Origin of the sequence: Mycolicibacterium sp. MU0053 (assembly GCF_963378095.1) — a bacterium.
Taxonomy (GTDB): Bacteria; Actinomycetota; Actinomycetes; order Mycobacteriales; family Mycobacteriaceae; genus Mycobacterium; species Mycobacterium burgundiense.
The window spans coordinates 4,195,639-4,210,337 of record NZ_OY726397.1; the positions used below are offsets into that span (position 1 = coordinate 4,195,639).

The window sequence follows — 14,699 nt, forward strand, 5'->3', positions numbered from 1 at the left end:
CGTGCGCCGAGATTGCATCGTGGGCCTCCAGATTGCATTCCCGGCCCTGACATTGCCCCCAGGGCGGAAATCCGCGCGGATTTACGCCGTCAGCTCAAGCTGAGGGCCGTGAGTGCAATCTCGAACGCCGGGGGCACCCACGCGCACCCGCCCAAACCTCAGGGCGCGGGCACCATCGCCAGCTGTCGGGTCTGCACCACGATGCGGCCCGTGCTGTCCACCACCAGGTGGTCCTCGTCGAACCAGTCCTGCCCAATCTGGGTGGTGGTGCACATGATTCGCAGCCAGCCATCGGCGGGCAGACCCCGCAGGTACGCGGTGAGCTGAATGGTGGGCGCCCACCCGGTGCGGCCCACCGCAAACGTGACCGGCATCGAGATGTCGCCGCACATCAGCGCGAACAACACATCGGGTGCCTCCGTCCGCGGACGCACCCACAAGCGCGTCACGGGCGATTGTCCGGCCGGCACCGACCACAGACCGGCCATGTCGGGCCGAATGTCGCATCCCGCCGCGAGGTGATTGATCTCGGCCAACGGGTGTCCCGGTCCGATCGACTCGATCTCCGCGGGCGGCTCGGGCGCCATCTCGGCCGGCACCGGGTTGGTCGACAGCAGCGGGGCCGCGTCGTGCTCGGGGGCGGCCAGCGTGACCGAGGTGCGCACCGCGACGCGCTTGCCCTGAACCAGTTCGACGTCGACGAGGCTCACGGTGCGGCCGCGCTTGCGGATCCGGGCGAGGACCCGCACCGGCCCCGGATCCGGCGCCGACAAGAAGCTCGCCGACACCGCGACCGGCGCCGGCCCCGCACCCGTGGGGTCGACCGCGAGCCCGGCCGCCTTGGCGCACAGCGCGAGCATCACCCCGCCGTGGATCTTCGGCCCGATGGTCCAGTGCAGATTCAACTCCCCATCGAAGGCCACCGCGTCGGCGTCGCCGTCGGACTCCTCGGGGGCGGCCGGGTGCAGCGTCATGGCCCGGGCGAAGCTCGCGGGTCCCGTCATCGCAGCAGATACGTTCTGGCGAACTCCAGGGACTCCTTCAGCAGCGCCTCGCGCTCGGCTTCCGACCGCGCGTCCGAGGTGGTGACCTCCAGGATCACGTGGCCATTGAAGTCGCTGGCGGCCAGCATCTGACACACCTCCACGGTGGGTTGGGTGCCGCGGCCCGGCACCAGGTGCTCATCGGCGGAGGCGCCGTTGCCGTCGCACAGGTGCAGGTGCACCAACCCCTCGCCCATCCGGTGGGCCATCTCCAGCGCGTCGGTGCCGGCGGTCGCGGTGTGGGAGAGGTCCAGCGTGTAGTGCGCGTGGTTGCCGTCCAGCGGGTCGTAGGACGGCGCGAACGCCGAGATCCCCGCCCCGGGCCCGCCGCCGCGTTTGCGCATCCGCTCGATCGATGTCTGGCCGGCCCCGAACAACCGGTCGGCCCGGAACGGGAACATGTTCTCCACGGCCACCAGGATGCCGCTGGTCGCCTCGAGCTCGGCCACCTGGGTGCTGAACCCCTCGGCATACCGCCGCTGCCATCGGAACGGCGGATGCACGACGACGGTCTGGGCGCCCAGCTGCTCGGCGGCGCGCACGCTGCGGTCCAGTTTCGCGATGGGGTTCGGGCCCCACACCCGCTGCGAGATCAGCAGACACGGTGCGTGCACCGACAGCACCGGCATGTTGTACCGCTCGGAGAGCTCCTGCACGGCATCGATGTCCTGGCTGACGGTTTCGGCCCACACCATCAGCTCGACACCGTCGTAACCGAGGCGAGCGGCGTAGTCGAAGGCCGCCTCGGTCCGTAGCGGGTAGACCGAGGCTGTCGAGAGGCCGACCTTGATCGCGGGGCGCACGAATCGCGAGTGCTAGCTGGCCTGGAGCAGGGCCAGCGGACCGAAGGTGACCAGCGCCCCCACCGCGACGGCGGTCAGCGTGCTGCCGATGTCCTCGGTCTTACGCACGATCCGCACCCCGACCACCAGGCCCAGGATGACCAGCACACCGAGCACCAGCGCCACCAGGCTGTTCCATCGCCACAGCTGATTGAAGGCGATGAACAGGCCGCCGCCGAAGGCCACCGCCAGGATCGACTGCAGGGCGATCCAGCCGCCCCGCACCACCTGCTGCATGCGGGTCAGCGGTTCCTCGTCGGCCAGTTCGATCGCGGCTTCGGATTCCTCCGACGCCTCGAGTTCGTCCACCAGGTCGTCGGTCTTGCGGCTGCCCCGGCGGGCGGCGTCGTCGGCCACCGAGTCGCCACCGAACAGCGCACCGGCGTTCGAATGCAGATAGGACGCATCGCCGATGCCGAGTTCGTCGGGGCCGGCCTCGGTCAGGGTGTCGTCGGTGAGCGCGAGTTCGACCTCGGCGTCTTCGAGGTCGACGGGATCCGGGCTCATCAACTCGGCGCCGGCGCCGCGGTTGCGGGGGCCGCGCTCCGGTCCGGGCCGGTCCCGCTTACGGGTCGGGCGCGGATAGTGGCTGCGTTCCGGCGCGGTGACCGGACCCCGCCGCGGCAGCGGCTCCGACGTGCGCTGCAGGGGTTCGGGGACCGCGACGTCCTCGTCGGCCTCGGTGCGCACCGCCTCGGTGACGGGTTCCTCGACCGGCACCGCCGGGGCGGATTCGGTCTCGGCGGCCGTGTCGGTCTCGGCGACCACCGGCATTTCACCGGTGCGAATGACGGGGATCTCGCCGGTGAGTTCGGCGACGGTGACCGCGTCGCTGTTGCCGCGCCGACGACGCCGGCGGCCCCCTACCGGTGGTGCGCCGATGGTGCCGTTCTTGGCAAGCAACTCGGCGACCGATATCGAGCGGGCGCCGGGCTGTCCGTCGTCTGGTCCAGTCATCGTCTATCGCCTCGCCTGTCGACCGGGGTTTGCACCGCTGCGGTGCCGTCGGCTGCGCTGTCGAGTGAGCGCAGGATCAAGCCGCCCCGCAGCGCCCTCGGGCGACTACTTACCGCTTCCATTGATAGCGCTCGCATGCTTGCCTCCGCCACCAGTGCGTCCGCCGCAATCCTGCGGTGCACGCAAGGCGCCGACTCCTTCCAGTTTCTGCACAATCCGCCGCGGTCATCCTAGAGATCAACGCTATGAGTTTTCTGAGACCGCCGGCTGTCAGTCTCCTCTTTACCCGCAGCTCGCCGCCAGCAGGTGCAGCTGAGGCGCGACGCGCCGCCGAACACGCAGCATAGCCAGCCGCGCTGTTGGGCCGAAGGGCGCAACGTCGTCTACCGTTGGTGGGTGTGGCAGATAGCGCTTCTCCCGGTGAGGTCGAGCTGGACTTCCCGCGCGAGTGGGTGGAGTTCTACGACCCCGACAACGACGAACATCTGATCGCCGCCGACCTGACCTGGCTGCTGTCGCGCTGGACCTGTGTCTTCGGCACGCCGGCCTGTCAGGGCACCGTGGTGGGGCGACCCGACGACGGTTGCTGCTCGCACGGCGCCTTCCTTACCGACGACGACGACCGCGCCCGCCTCGACGACGCCGTGCAGCAACTGAGCGCCGAGGACTGGCAGTACCGGGACAAGGGTCTGGGCCGCAAGGGCTACCTCGAGATGGACAGCTATGAGGACGAGCCGACGCTGCGGACCCGCAAGTACAAGGGTGCCTGCATTTTTCTGAACCGTCCCGGGTTCGAGGGCGGTATCGGCTGCGCCCTGCACAGCAAGGCGCTGAAGATCGGCGTCGAGCCGCTGACCATGAAGCCCGAGGTGTGCTGGCAGCTGCCGATCCGGCGGACCCAGGAGTGGATCACCCGGCCCGACGACACCGAGATCCTCAAGACCACCATCACCGAATACGATCGCCGCGGCTGGGGGTCCGGCGGCGCGGACCTGCATTGGTACTGCACCGGAGACCCGGCGGCGCACGTCGGCAGCAAACCGGTCTTCGAATCCTACGCCCCCGAGCTGACCGAACTCCTGGGCGATAAGGCCTATGCCGAGCTGGCGGCAATGTGCAGGCGGCGTGCGGGTTTGGGGCTGATCGCCATCCACCCGGCGACCCGCGCCGCGCAGTAGTCGGCCGGTTACCGCTCGGCCGCCCGCAGCAAATCTCGCACCCCCGCGGGGCTGGCGATCTTGAGTTGATGTTCGTCGGCGAGCTTGCGTTTGACCTCGGCGGTGGCGGGCCAGCCGCGCGCGTGTACGGCCGCCACCATCGTGGTCCCACCGTGCACCTCGAGCGGGTAGGCCGCCACCACCGACATCTGCACCGCCGCCAGCATGGCGCTCAGCGCCGTCAGCGTGTAGTACGCGAAGTGATTGTGCGACAGCAGCTCCCAGTGGGCTTTCCGAACCATGTCGGCCACCGATTCGAACTGCATCAACAGCACGCCCTCGGGTGCGGTGGCCGCGGCCAACTGCGCAATCGCCGCACGCTGGTCTCGGTCGTGCATGGCGCCGAAGCAATCCACCACCACGTCGGCGGTCCCGGCGTAGACGGGTGTGAAGCCCAACTGCATCAGCAACGGCAGCCAGCTGCCGCCGTGCGTGCCACCGAACTGCCGCACCGCGTCCCCGCGCAGCAGGTCGGCGGCGTCGGCGGTGCGCACCGCCTGGGTGACGTGTTCGGACCGGGCCCGGATGCCCGGGTGACACGCGGGGGTGCCGATGACCGTCCCCTCCCCCGGGTGCACGGGCAGTTGCACCAGACCGCAGTCCTCGCACAGCACCACGGTCAACTCGCCGCGCACCAGCACCTGATGCAAACCCCCCGCCCCACAAGCGCGGCACGGCACGGCATCGATCCCCATGTCCGGCTCCCCCCCGAACGTAACCCCCGTCGGGCGTGACGCCCGATGGGCGAACACTAGCAAAAGTGCCGAGCCGGCCGTCAGCCTTCCAGCTTGTATCCCAGGCCGCGCACGGTGACCAAAAGCACCGGATTCGCCGGATCCGGCTCGATCTTGGAACGCAGTCGTTTGACATGGACGTCCAGCGTCTTGGTGTCCCCGACGTAGTCGGCACCCCAGACCCGGTCGATGAGCTGCCCGCGGGTCAGTACCCGGCCACTGTTGCGCAGCAGATACTCCAGCAGGTCGAACTCCTTGAGCGGCAACGTAATCGGCTCGCCGCCCACGCTGACCACATGACGTTCGACGTCCATCCGCACCGGGCCGGCCGCCAACACCCCGACGTCGGAGCCCACGTCGTCGACCTCCCCGCCGCGGCGCAGCACGGCGCGGATCCGGGCGATCAGTTCGCGCGCCGAATACGGTTTGGTCACATAGTCATCGGCGCCCAACTCCAGGCCGACGACCTTGTCGATCTCGCTGTCCCGTGCGGTCACCATGATCACGGGCACGCTGGACCGGGCCCGCAGTTGTTTGCACACGTCGGTGCCGCTCATCCCGGGCAGCATGAGGTCCAGCAGCACGATGTCGGCCCCGGACCGTTCGAACTCGGCCAGTGCGCTCGGTCCGTCGGTCACCACGGTGGCTTCGAAACCCTCCTTGCGCAACAGGAACGCCAAGGGATCGGCCAGCGACTCCTCGTCCTCAACGATCAGCACACTGGTCATCGCAGCAACGGTCCTCTCGTCAAACGTGCCTTACTCATCAACTAACCCTTCATCGCGGTAGGCCGGTACCGACAGCGTGAACGTCGATCCGGTGCCCGCTTTGCTCCACAACCTGATCGAACCGTTGTGATTGACCGCAACGTGTTTGACGATCGCCAACCCCAGCCCGGTGCCCCCGGTCGCGCGCGACCGCGCCTTGTCCACCCGGAAGAACCGCTCGAAGACCCGCTCCTGATCCGGCGGCGCGATGCCGATCCCGCGGTCGGTCACGGCGATCTCCACATTGCCGCCCCGACGGGATCGGGTGATCGAAACCGTGGACCCCCGTGGCGAATACGCGATGGCGTTGGAGATCAGGTTGGCCACGGCGGTGACCAAAAGCGGTTGGTTGCCCACCGCGTGAAGACCGGTGGGCGCATCGGTGGCGATCGTGATATCGGCATTCTCGGCCGCCAATCTGTAGCGCGAGATCGCCTCGGACACAACCAGATCGATGTCGACGGAATCGAAGCTGGGCAGCTTCTCGGCGCCCTGCAGCCGGGAGAGTTCGATCAGCTCGCCGACCATGTCCGCCAGCCGCTTGGACTCGCCGAGCACCTGTGCACCGAACCGGCGCACCGTCTCGGGATCGTCGGCGGACTCCAGGATCGCCTCGGCCAGCACCCCCATGGCGCCGACCGGCGTCTTGAGTTCGTGGCTGACGTTGGCGACGAAGTCGCGACGGGTGGCCTCCATGCGCGCCTGCTCGGACTGGTCGTAGACGAAGATCACCGCGAAGGTGCTGTCGTCGGCCAGTCGGCGGACGTGGCCGCGGATCGACATGCCCGGCCGGCTGATCGCGCTGCGGCGCCGCGGCGACAAATCCACCTCGTTGTCGGCCCCGGTGGCCAGTGTGCGCTGCACCGCCGCCCAGGCGCGGTCGTCGAGCAGTCCGTCGTGCACCGGACCCAACTCGCCGTGCCGGGCCCGTTCGTTGGTGAACACCACGTTGCGATACCGGTCGACGACGACGACGCCCTGGGGGGCAAGTTCGACGATGTGCCGGAGCATCTGCGCGATGGCGAATCCGGCTAGTTCGGCGGAACGCCGCTGCCGGCGCCCGACGACGCGGGGCCACAGCCAGGCGCCGATCGCGACTCCCATCGCCAGCGCCAACACGGCGACGACCCCGGCCAGGGTCAGTGCCGACACCACACTCACGCGATGATCGTACGCAGATGAGTGAACGTCATCCCAGCAGCAAGCGGCCAAAACGCGACAACTCACAGTCCCCAGACCAGGAGTTTGGGCGCCGTTCACCCGCGTTCATGTGAAGTTTGCCAACCGCTTGCCCAACGCGGGCCGCGGTGCCCCAGGACGCTACTTGCTGCCCTGGCTCGCCACCGCCGCGGCGCCGGCCGCGGCGGCCTCCGGGTCCAGGTAGGTGCCGCCGGGCAACTTGGGCTTGAGATTCTCGTCGAGGTCGTAGCGCAGCGGGATGCCGGTCGGGATGTTCAGACCCACCACGTCCTCGTCGCTCATCCCGTCGAGGTATTTCACCAGCGCGCGCAGCGAGTTGCCGTGCGCGGCGATCAGCACGGTCTTGCCGGCCTTGAGGTCCGGCTCGATGGCCCCGGTGTAATACGGCACGAACCGCGCCACCACGTCGGCCAGGCATTCGGTCAGCGGGCCGCCGCCGATGTCGGCGTAGCGCGGGTCGGCGTCCTGGCTGAACTCGCTGCCCTTCTCGATGGGCGGCGGCGGCGTGTCGTAACTGCGCCGCCAGGCCATGAATTGTTCCTCGCCGTACTTCTCTTTGGTCGCGGCCTTGTCCAATCCCTGCAACGCCCCGTAGTGCCGCTCGTTGAGCCGCCAGTCGCGGCGCACCGGGATCCACAGCCGGTCGGCGGCCTCGAGCGCCAGATGCGCGGTGGTGATGGCGCGTCGCAGCAGCGAGGTGTAGAGCACATCGGGCAGGACGCCCTGTTCGGCCATCAATTCGCCGCCGCGGACCGCTTCGGCCCGGCCCTGGTCGGTGAGGTCGACATCGACCCATCCGGTGAACAGGTTCGACGCATTCCATTCGCTCTGGCCGTGCCGGAGCAGCACCAACGTGGAGTCAGACATGCCCCGAATCCTCTCATGACCGCCGCGGCGCGGCGTGCGACCGGACCGCTATTCGTCGATCAGGTGCTCGAATGCCTCGAGGTTCTTCAACGACTCGCCGCGGGCCACCCGCCACGCCCATTCCTTCTGGATGGAGGACCGGAATCCCAGCTCCAACAAGGTGTTGAAGTCCGAATCGACGGCCTCGAGCACCTGTCCCAGCACCCGGTCGATCTCGTCGGCGGTGACCAGCTCCAGCGCCATCCGGCCCACCAGATAGATGTCGCCGACGTTGTCCAGGGTGTAGGCCACGCCGTACAGCCGGCCGTTGCGCTTGAGCAGGAACTTGTAGACCGCTTCGAAGTCCTCGTCGGGCCGGCGGCACACGAACGCCTCCACCCGCACCGAATGCTTGCCGATGCTCAGGATGGTGTTGGTGGTGAGCTTGCGCTCGCCGGGCAGCTGCACCACCAGGCCCGGCAGCCCGCCGTGGGCGCCCTCGTGGCGGGTGTAGCTCAGCTCCCGCTCGTCGAGTGCCTGCTCGATGAGCTTCTGCACGTCCTCGGATTGCGCGCTCATGCGCGCACTCCCCGCCGCCGGGTCCAACGCCGCCCGCGGCGCACCGACGACACCGAGAGCGTGTCGCGGGCCACCCGTTGGTGGGCCAGGTCGTAATCGGTGATGGCGCGGCGGTAGGCGCTCAGCAGCGCGTCGACGGTGTGGTCCCAGGAGAACGTCGACGCGTGCGCCACCGCGGCCTGGCTCATCGCGGCCAGATCGCCGTGCTGCAACAGCTCGCCCAGGGCGGCAGCCCACCGGTCCGGATCGTGGCCGTCCACCAGCGCACCGGTGTGCCCGTCGCGCACCGCCACCGGCAGACCGCCCACCGCGGCGGCCACCACCGGGGTGCCGCAGGCTTGGGCCTCCACTGCCACCAGGCCGAAGGATTCCGAATAGCTCGGCACGGCCACCAGGTCGGCCGCGCGGTACACGTTGACCAGGTTGTCGCGGGTCTGCGGCGGTAGGAACGTCACGCGGTCGCCGATACCCAGGTCGTCGGCGAGCCGCATCAGCCCGTCGGGGGCGGCCAGACCGCTGCCGGACGGCCCGCCGGCCACCAGTACCCGAACCCCGGGCAGCTTGGCCGCCGCGCGCAGCAACACATCGGGGGCCTTGAGCGGCTGGATCCGCCCGACAAACGCCACGGTGGGCCCGTCGGGCAGTCCCAGCGCGGCTCGCGCGGCGTCCTTGTCACCGGGGGTGAAGACCTGTAGGTCCACTCCGGGGTGGACGATGTCGATCCGCGACGGGTCGGCGTTGTGCAACGAAACCAGTTGGTTCGCTTCATCTTCGGTGTTCACAATGAGTCGGTCCGCCTCGTCGACCACCTGCTGCTCGCCCACCGCACGCAACGCGGGTTCGGGGGCGTCGCCCTCGGCCAGCGCGGCGTTCTTCACCGCGGCCAGCGTGTGGGCGGTGTGGACCTGCGGCACCGCCCAGCGGTCCCGGGCCAACCAACCGACCTGGCCGGAAAGCCAATAGTGCGAATGCACGATGTCGTAGTAGCCCGGCTCGTGGGTGGCCTCGGCGCGCAGCACACCCGCGGTGAACGCGCACAGTTGAGTGGGCAGGTCGTATTTGTCGAGGCCCTCGAACGGCCCGGCGACCACGTTGCGCACCACCACGCCCGGGGCGACCCGCACCAGGGGCGCATCGGTCGACGAGGTCGCGCGGGTGAAGATCTCCACCTCGACGCCGCGCTGCGCCAGGTGCAGCGCGGTCTGCAGGACGTAGACGTTCATGCCGCCGGCATCGCCGGTGCCCGGCTGGGCCAAGGGCGAGGTATGGACCGACAAAACCGCGACGCGCACACTTCATCCTTACACCAGGGCTCGGCGGCGCAGGTAAGCGCGGTCAGCGTGCGACCGCAGCCACCCGTGGGCGGGTGGCGCGCCGCAGCGCGCCCACCGGATCGGCGTAGAGCGCACTGAGCGACACCACGCCGGCACCGACCTCCTGCACCCGGTTGCCGAATGCGCTCACCCGGATCTCGCGCGGCGCCAGCACCGAGCGCCGGGCGAAGGCCTGTTCGACCCCCTTGACCGTGTCGCCGTACTCGGTGAAGGCCTGGCCGCCGACCACCAACTCGTCCGGGTTGAACAGATCCCGCAGCAGCGCCACCGCGTCGCCGAGCACCCGCGCCCGCTCGGCCAACAACCGGTGCGCCGCATCGTTGCCGCGCCGCGCGGCCGTCACCACCGCGGCGACGGTACCCACCTCCGAGCCCTGGCCGGACCCGATCCCGAGTCGACGGGCCGCGGCCACCACCGCCTCGTCGCTGACAGTGGACTCCAAAGCGCCTGAGCCACCGAGCAATTCCGATTGCACCGGCAGTGTGGCGATGGTGCCGGGACCGCTGCTGGGGCTGTGCACGCGGCCATCGATGATCAGGGCGTACCCGACGGTCTCCCGGGCGTAGACATAGAGACTGGTCGACGGCGCGGCCGAGCGACGCACGCCCAGCAGCAGTTCGGCCGCGCCCATCGCGTCGACGTGGGAAGCCACCGACACCGGCAGCCCCAGGGTGTCGGCGAGCACCGGGCCGACCGGCGCCTCCTGCCAGCCCAGCCGCGGATGGTCGACGGTGCCGAGGCCGGCGTCGACGATGCCGCCAGTCGCCACCCCCACCCACAGGGTCTGACGGCGATGCCAGCGGCTCAGGTAGCGCTGCACGCTGGCCGCCAGCGCCGCCAGCGCCTGGCCCTGCGCGCCGCGCGGCGTGGGGGTCTCGACGGCGTCGAGCGTGCGGCCGAACAGGTCGGTGGCCACGATGCTCGTGGTCTTGGCGCCGATGTGCACGCCGACCGTCAGGTACGGCTCATGGTTGACCTCCACCGGGACCCGGGGCCGGCCGATGGCACCGGAGGTGGCGAGGTCGGCGCGCTCACGCAGCAGTCCCGCCTCCAGCAACGCGGTGACCTGCCGATTGACGGTGGCTATCGAGAGTTTGGTGTTGCCGGCAATGGCGTCGCGGGCCACGGGGCCGCGCAACCGCACCGCGGCGAAGACCGCCGCGGCCGCGCCCTCGGGCAGTCGCAGGGCCGCCGGCACGACCTGATGCCGGGAGCGCAGCGCATGAAGATGGGAAACGGGGGCAAGGGTGGTACGCACGATTGTGTCCTAAGGGGTCCGGTTCGGTTGGGGCGTCGAGGAAACCGCGCCAACCCGACCGAAGTCAGGACTCGTCAGACGCGGTGAGCACCGGGACAACAACACGACAGCGCCCTGCACGCCATGGCGTGCGGAGCCGATGTTGCTCCCAGGAACCGGTTGGACACAAAGCAGAATTTAACACAGGAATTAGAGTTGGCACGATGAGCGAGAACCGTGACGGGACCCAGAGGGTCGCTGTGGTCACCGGAGCCAGCTCCGGGATCGGCGAAGAGACCGCGAAAACGCTTGCCGCCCTGGGCTTTCACGTGGTGGTTGCGGCGCGGCGGCATCAGCGGATCGAGGCGTTGGCCGCCGAGATCGGCGGCACCGCGGTGGTGACGGACGTCACTGACGACGCCTCGGTGGCGGCGTTGGCCGAGACCGTGCGGCGCCTCCCCGGCCCGCTGGCCGTGCTGGTGAACAACGCCGGCGGCGCCAAGGGCCTGGAACCGGTGGCCGACGCCGACCTCGAGCACTGGCGCTGGATGTGGGAGACCAATGTGCTGGGCACGCTGCGGGTCACCCGGGCGCTGCTGAACCAGCTGATCGATTCCGGCGACGGCCTGATCGTCACGGTCACCTCGATCGCGGCGTTCGAAACCTACGACGGCGGGTCCGGCTACGCCGCGGCCAAACACGCCCAGGGTGCGGTGCACCGCACCCTGCGTGGCGAACTGCTGGGAAAGCCGGTGCGGCTCACCGAAATTGCGCCGGGCGCGGTGGAAACCGAGTTCTCGCTGGTCCGCTTCGACGGCGACGAGAAGCGTGCCGATGCCGTCTACGCCGGCATCACGCCGCTGGTCGCCCACGACGTCGCCGAGGTGATCGGATTCGTCGCCGCCCGCCCCGCGCACGTCAACCTGGATCAGATCGTGATCCGACCCCGGGACCAGGCGCCGCACGGGCGGTTCAACCGCCGGACCCCGTAGGCACCGGCGCCTGCGTCGTCGCGGGGGCTTCGGTGGTCGGGGTGCCCGACAACGTCGGCGCATCCGTCGGTGTGGCCGGCGCGGTACTGGGCAACTGCTCGGTGGCCTCGGCATCGGACAGCGCCGACATCGCCTGCCAGTCGGGCCAGGAGATCACCCAGTCCCAGATGTCGCCGTCGGCGTAGGACAACTCGATGCGCGTGCCGGTGACCTCGACGGGATCGCCGTAGAGCGCCGAATGGAAGTACTGCTCGGCATCCTCGAGCGACAGATTGATGCAGCCGTTGGTGACATTGGCGCTGCCCTGGGCGCCCAGGCTCGCGGGGTTGGCGTGAATGAACTCGCCGTTGTTGGAGATCCGCACCGCGAACCGTTCCCGCAGGTTGGCGTAACCGGCGGCGGGATTGGTCATGTAGAAGTCCTCGTACTTCTCGGTGACCACGTGGATGCCGCTGCGAGTCACGTTGCGATCCACGTCGCCCTCGCCGTAGCTGCACGGGAAGTCCATGATGACCCCGACGTCGGTGAGCACCTGGAGCCGGTGACTGTTGGCGTCGGCCCGGACCACCTGGCGGCGGCCGATCGCGAAGTCCAGGGTCGAGTCGGCCGCCCCGTAGGCGCCGTCCCCGAAGTGCACGCCGTAGAGCGGGGCGTCCACGCGCACGGTCGCGCCCGCCGGGAGGTACTCCCGGGTGCGCCAATGCACCCGGGCGCCCCCGGCCTCGTCCGGCAACCAGGCCCAGCCGCCCTCCACCGGGGGTGCGACGCAGACCCGCAGCGCCCGCTCGACGGCCGCCTTGTCGCTGATCGCCCCGTCGAACTGCAGGATGATCGGCGCGGCCACCCCGACGGTCTGACCGTCGGCCAGCTGGAACTGGCCGCTGATCACCCGGCTGGGGGCCACCGTGGTGAAGCTGCCCGACACCGGGACCGCTCGACCGTCGCCCCCGATCACGGCACCGTCCCAGGTATAGGTCACGCCGTAACCGAGCGGCTCGGTGGTCATGAAGCTGGTGCGTTCGCGATCCAGCACGCCGGCGACCACCCGCCCGTCCGGGATTCGCAACGCGATTCGCTGAAACCGTCCGTAGCGGACCTGCAGGCGCACCGGCGAGGTCGGCAGCACATCGGTGGCGTCGACGGCCGGGGTGAACTCCACCTCCGGGGCCGGCGGCGCCCCGTCGTCGCCACCCGGTCCGTCCGGACCTCCGACGCAGGCGGCCAATGCCGCCGGGGCCAGCGCACCCAGTGCCAGCACACCGATCGCTCGTCGTCGCGTCACCGACGGCGGTAGCGCGGGATCGCGCGCGGGACTCACACCATAAAAGGGTACGGCCCCCACCGGCGCACGGTCAGATCACCGCGCCGATGATCACCGGTTCGGGCTCCAGCCGGATGCCGAAGGTCGCCAGCACACCGTCGCGCACCCGCCGCGCCAACGCGACGATATCGGCGCCGGTGGCGCTGCCTCGGTTGGTCAGGGCCAGCGCATGCTTGGTGGACAGCCGCGCCGGCGCGTCGGCCCCCGGGAAGCCCTTGCCGAAGCCGGCGGCCTCGACCAACCAGCCGGCGGCCAGCTTCACCTCGGCGCCGGCCGGATAGTGCGGGACGGCACCGTCGGCCTTCGCGGCGACGGCCTCGAAGGCCGCGCGGCTGACCACCGGATTGGTGAAAAACGAACCGACGCTCCAGGTGTCGTGGTCGGCCGCGTCCAGCACCATGCCTTTGCCGCGGCGCAGTGCCAGCACGGCCTCTCGCACCCGCGCCGGCTCCACCCGGTCACCGGCCGCGGCGCCCAGCGTGTCGGCCAACTCCCCGTACCGCAGCGGCGCGCTGCGACCCCGGTCGTCCAGCGCGAACTCGACCTCCAGCACCACGTGGTTGCCCGCGTCGGGTCCGTGCTTGAGCACACTGGTGCGATAGCCGAAACGCAGCGCCTCGGGACCCACCCAGGACACCTCGCCGGAGCGACGGTCCAGCAACCGGACGCGCGTGATGGTGTCGGCGACCTCGGCCCCATAGGCTCCGACGTTCTGCACGGGCGTGGCACCCGCCGAACCGGGGATGCCGGACAGGCATTCGAGCCCGCCCAGCCCCGCGTTCAACGACGCCACCACCACGTCATCCCAGGCGGCGCCGGCCTCGGCCCGCACCAGGTTGCCGTCGACGGCGATGTGGTCGGTGGCCACTCGCACCACCGTCAGATCCGCCCGATCACCGGTCAGCACCACGTTGGAGCCGCCGGCGAGCAGCAGAACCGGCTCGTCCCGCAGCGCGTGCAGGGCCGCCACAATCTGCTCGGTTTCGACCGCCGTGACGAGCCGACGCGCCACCGGCCCCACCCGCAGGGTGGTCAGGGACGCCAGCGGCACCTGCTCGGTCACCGCCGCGCCCGCGAATTGTGAACCGGCCACGGGCCGTAACGGTAGCGTGACCAGTCATGCCGCGTTCATTCGACTTGTCGGCCAACTACCAGGGCAACGTTGCGCAGGTGCATTCGGCGTTCGCCGACGAGCAATTCTGGCTGGCCCGGCTCGACGACTCCGGCGCCGACGACGCCACCCTGGATGCCCTCGTCATCGCCGCGGACGGCGCGATCGACGTCACCACCACCCAGGTGCTACGGGCCGATCGGCTGCCCGGTTTCGTCACCCAGTTGTATCGCGGCGACCTGCACATCACGCGCAAGGAGTCCTGGAGTGCGGTCGTCGCGGACCGCTCGACCGCGGCGATCGCGGCCCACATCCCCGGCGCTCCGGTGGCGGCCACCGGAGCCGGCAATCTCTACCCGGACGGCGCGGGCGCCAAGGTCGATCTGACGATCACGGTGGAGGTCAAAATCCCGCTGCTGGGCGGCAAGGTCGAGGGGTTCATCGGCAGTCAGCTCGCCGAGCTGCTGATCAGCGAGCAACGATTCACCACGGCCTGGATCCTGGACCGGCAACACTGAG

General features: G+C 69.8%; 15 protein-coding genes and 1 pseudogene. 3 read left to right on the top strand and 13 right to left on the bottom strand.

All coding sequences use genetic code 11. The features are described from left to right. Nucleotides 1-158 precede the first annotated feature (158 nt). The 4 genes and pseudogenes from RCP80_RS19985 to RCP80_RS20000 form a co-directional block, all read right to left on the bottom strand. Entirely contained in the window at nucleotides 159-1,004 is an 846-nt protein-coding gene (locus RCP80_RS19985) for a thioesterase family protein (RefSeq protein ID WP_373693384.1), read from the bottom strand. Beyond that, nucleotides 1,001-1,846, bottom strand: a complete 846-nt coding sequence (locus RCP80_RS19990) for a sugar phosphate isomerase/epimerase family protein (RefSeq protein WP_308479324.1) — start codon at nucleotides 1,844-1,846, stop codon at nucleotides 1,001-1,003. Before RCP80_RS19990 ends, RCP80_RS19985 begins: the two co-directional genes overlap by 4 nt. 12 nt (nucleotides 1,847-1,858) lie before the next feature. Then, on the bottom strand, nucleotides 1,859-2,842 hold the full coding sequence (locus tag RCP80_RS19995) for an Rv0497 family membrane protein (RefSeq protein ID WP_308479325.1): 984 nt from the start codon (nucleotides 2,840-2,842) through the stop codon (nucleotides 1,859-1,861). Next, nucleotides 2,839-3,176 (bottom strand): annotated as a pseudogene (locus RCP80_RS20000) (Ppx/GppA phosphatase family protein); the annotation flags it as partial. The gene RCP80_RS19995 and the pseudogene RCP80_RS20000, both read right to left, overlap by 4 nt. Before the next feature lie 64 nt (nucleotides 3,177-3,240). Between RCP80_RS20000 and RCP80_RS20005 the strand changes: the two are divergent. Beyond that, entirely contained in the window at nucleotides 3,241-4,020 is a 780-nt protein-coding gene (locus RCP80_RS20005; RefSeq protein WP_308479326.1) for a DUF3109 family protein, read from the top strand. 8 nt (nucleotides 4,021-4,028) lie between these two features. On the opposite strand, the gene RCP80_RS20010 is transcribed toward RCP80_RS20005, so the two are convergent. From RCP80_RS20010 to RCP80_RS20040, 7 genes are all read right to left on the bottom strand, one after another. After that, complete coding sequence (locus RCP80_RS20010; RefSeq protein ID WP_308479327.1) at nucleotides 4,029-4,754, bottom strand: hypothetical protein; 726 nt, start codon at nucleotides 4,752-4,754, stop codon at nucleotides 4,029-4,031. A gap of 80 nt (nucleotides 4,755-4,834) precedes the next feature. Then, nucleotides 4,835-5,521 (bottom strand): two-component sensory transduction protein RegX, encoded by a 687-nt coding sequence (regX, locus tag RCP80_RS20015; protein ID WP_308479328.1) that lies wholly within the window; start codon nucleotides 5,519-5,521, stop codon nucleotides 4,835-4,837. A gap of 30 nt (nucleotides 5,522-5,551) precedes the next feature. Further along, entirely contained in the window at nucleotides 5,552-6,721 is a 1,170-nt protein-coding gene (locus RCP80_RS20020; RefSeq protein ID WP_308479329.1) for a sensor histidine kinase, read from the bottom strand. 159 nt (nucleotides 6,722-6,880) lie between these two features. Beyond that, on the bottom strand, nucleotides 6,881-7,627 hold the full coding sequence (locus RCP80_RS20025; protein WP_308479330.1) for a phosphoglyceromutase: 747 nt from the start codon (nucleotides 7,625-7,627) through the stop codon (nucleotides 6,881-6,883). A gap of 48 nt (nucleotides 7,628-7,675) precedes the next feature. Next, entirely contained in the window at nucleotides 7,676-8,185 is a 510-nt protein-coding gene (locus tag RCP80_RS20030) for a type III secretion system chaperone family protein (RefSeq protein WP_308479331.1), read from the bottom strand. Beyond that, on the bottom strand, nucleotides 8,182-9,477 hold the full coding sequence (gene mshA, locus RCP80_RS20035) for a D-inositol-3-phosphate glycosyltransferase (protein WP_308479332.1): 1,296 nt from the start codon (nucleotides 9,475-9,477) through the stop codon (nucleotides 8,182-8,184). The genes RCP80_RS20030 and mshA overlap by 4 nt, the downstream gene beginning before the upstream one ends. Nucleotides 9,478-9,520: 43 nt before the next feature. Continuing rightward, nucleotides 9,521-10,777 (bottom strand): ROK family protein, encoded by a 1,257-nt coding sequence (locus RCP80_RS20040; protein ID WP_308479333.1) that lies wholly within the window; start codon nucleotides 10,775-10,777, stop codon nucleotides 9,521-9,523. A 203-nt stretch (nucleotides 10,778-10,980) separates the two neighbouring features. Between RCP80_RS20040 and RCP80_RS20045 the strand changes: the two genes are divergently transcribed. After that, entirely contained in the window at nucleotides 10,981-11,748 is a 768-nt protein-coding gene (locus tag RCP80_RS20045) for an SDR family oxidoreductase (RefSeq protein WP_308479334.1), read from the top strand. Here RCP80_RS20045 and RCP80_RS20050 read toward each other — a convergent pair. Together RCP80_RS20050 and RCP80_RS20055 are read right to left on the bottom strand one after the other, a co-directional pair. After that, nucleotides 11,729-13,066, bottom strand: a complete 1,338-nt coding sequence (locus RCP80_RS20050) for a L,D-transpeptidase (protein ID WP_308479335.1) — start codon at nucleotides 13,064-13,066, stop codon at nucleotides 11,729-11,731. The genes RCP80_RS20045 and RCP80_RS20050 overlap by 20 nt on opposite strands. A 34-nt stretch (nucleotides 13,067-13,100) precedes the next feature. Beyond that, nucleotides 13,101-14,162 carry a UDP-N-acetylmuramate dehydrogenase gene (locus RCP80_RS20055; RefSeq protein WP_308479336.1) on the bottom strand — a complete coding sequence of 354 codons (1,062 nt, stop codon included), beginning with the start codon at nucleotides 14,160-14,162 and terminating at the stop codon, nucleotides 13,101-13,103. 26 nt (nucleotides 14,163-14,188) lie between these two features. Between RCP80_RS20055 and RCP80_RS20060 the strand changes: the two genes are divergently transcribed. Further along, entirely contained in the window at nucleotides 14,189-14,698 is a 510-nt protein-coding gene (locus RCP80_RS20060) for a DUF2505 domain-containing protein (RefSeq protein ID WP_308479337.1), read from the top strand. Nucleotide 14,699 lies beyond the last annotated feature (1 nt).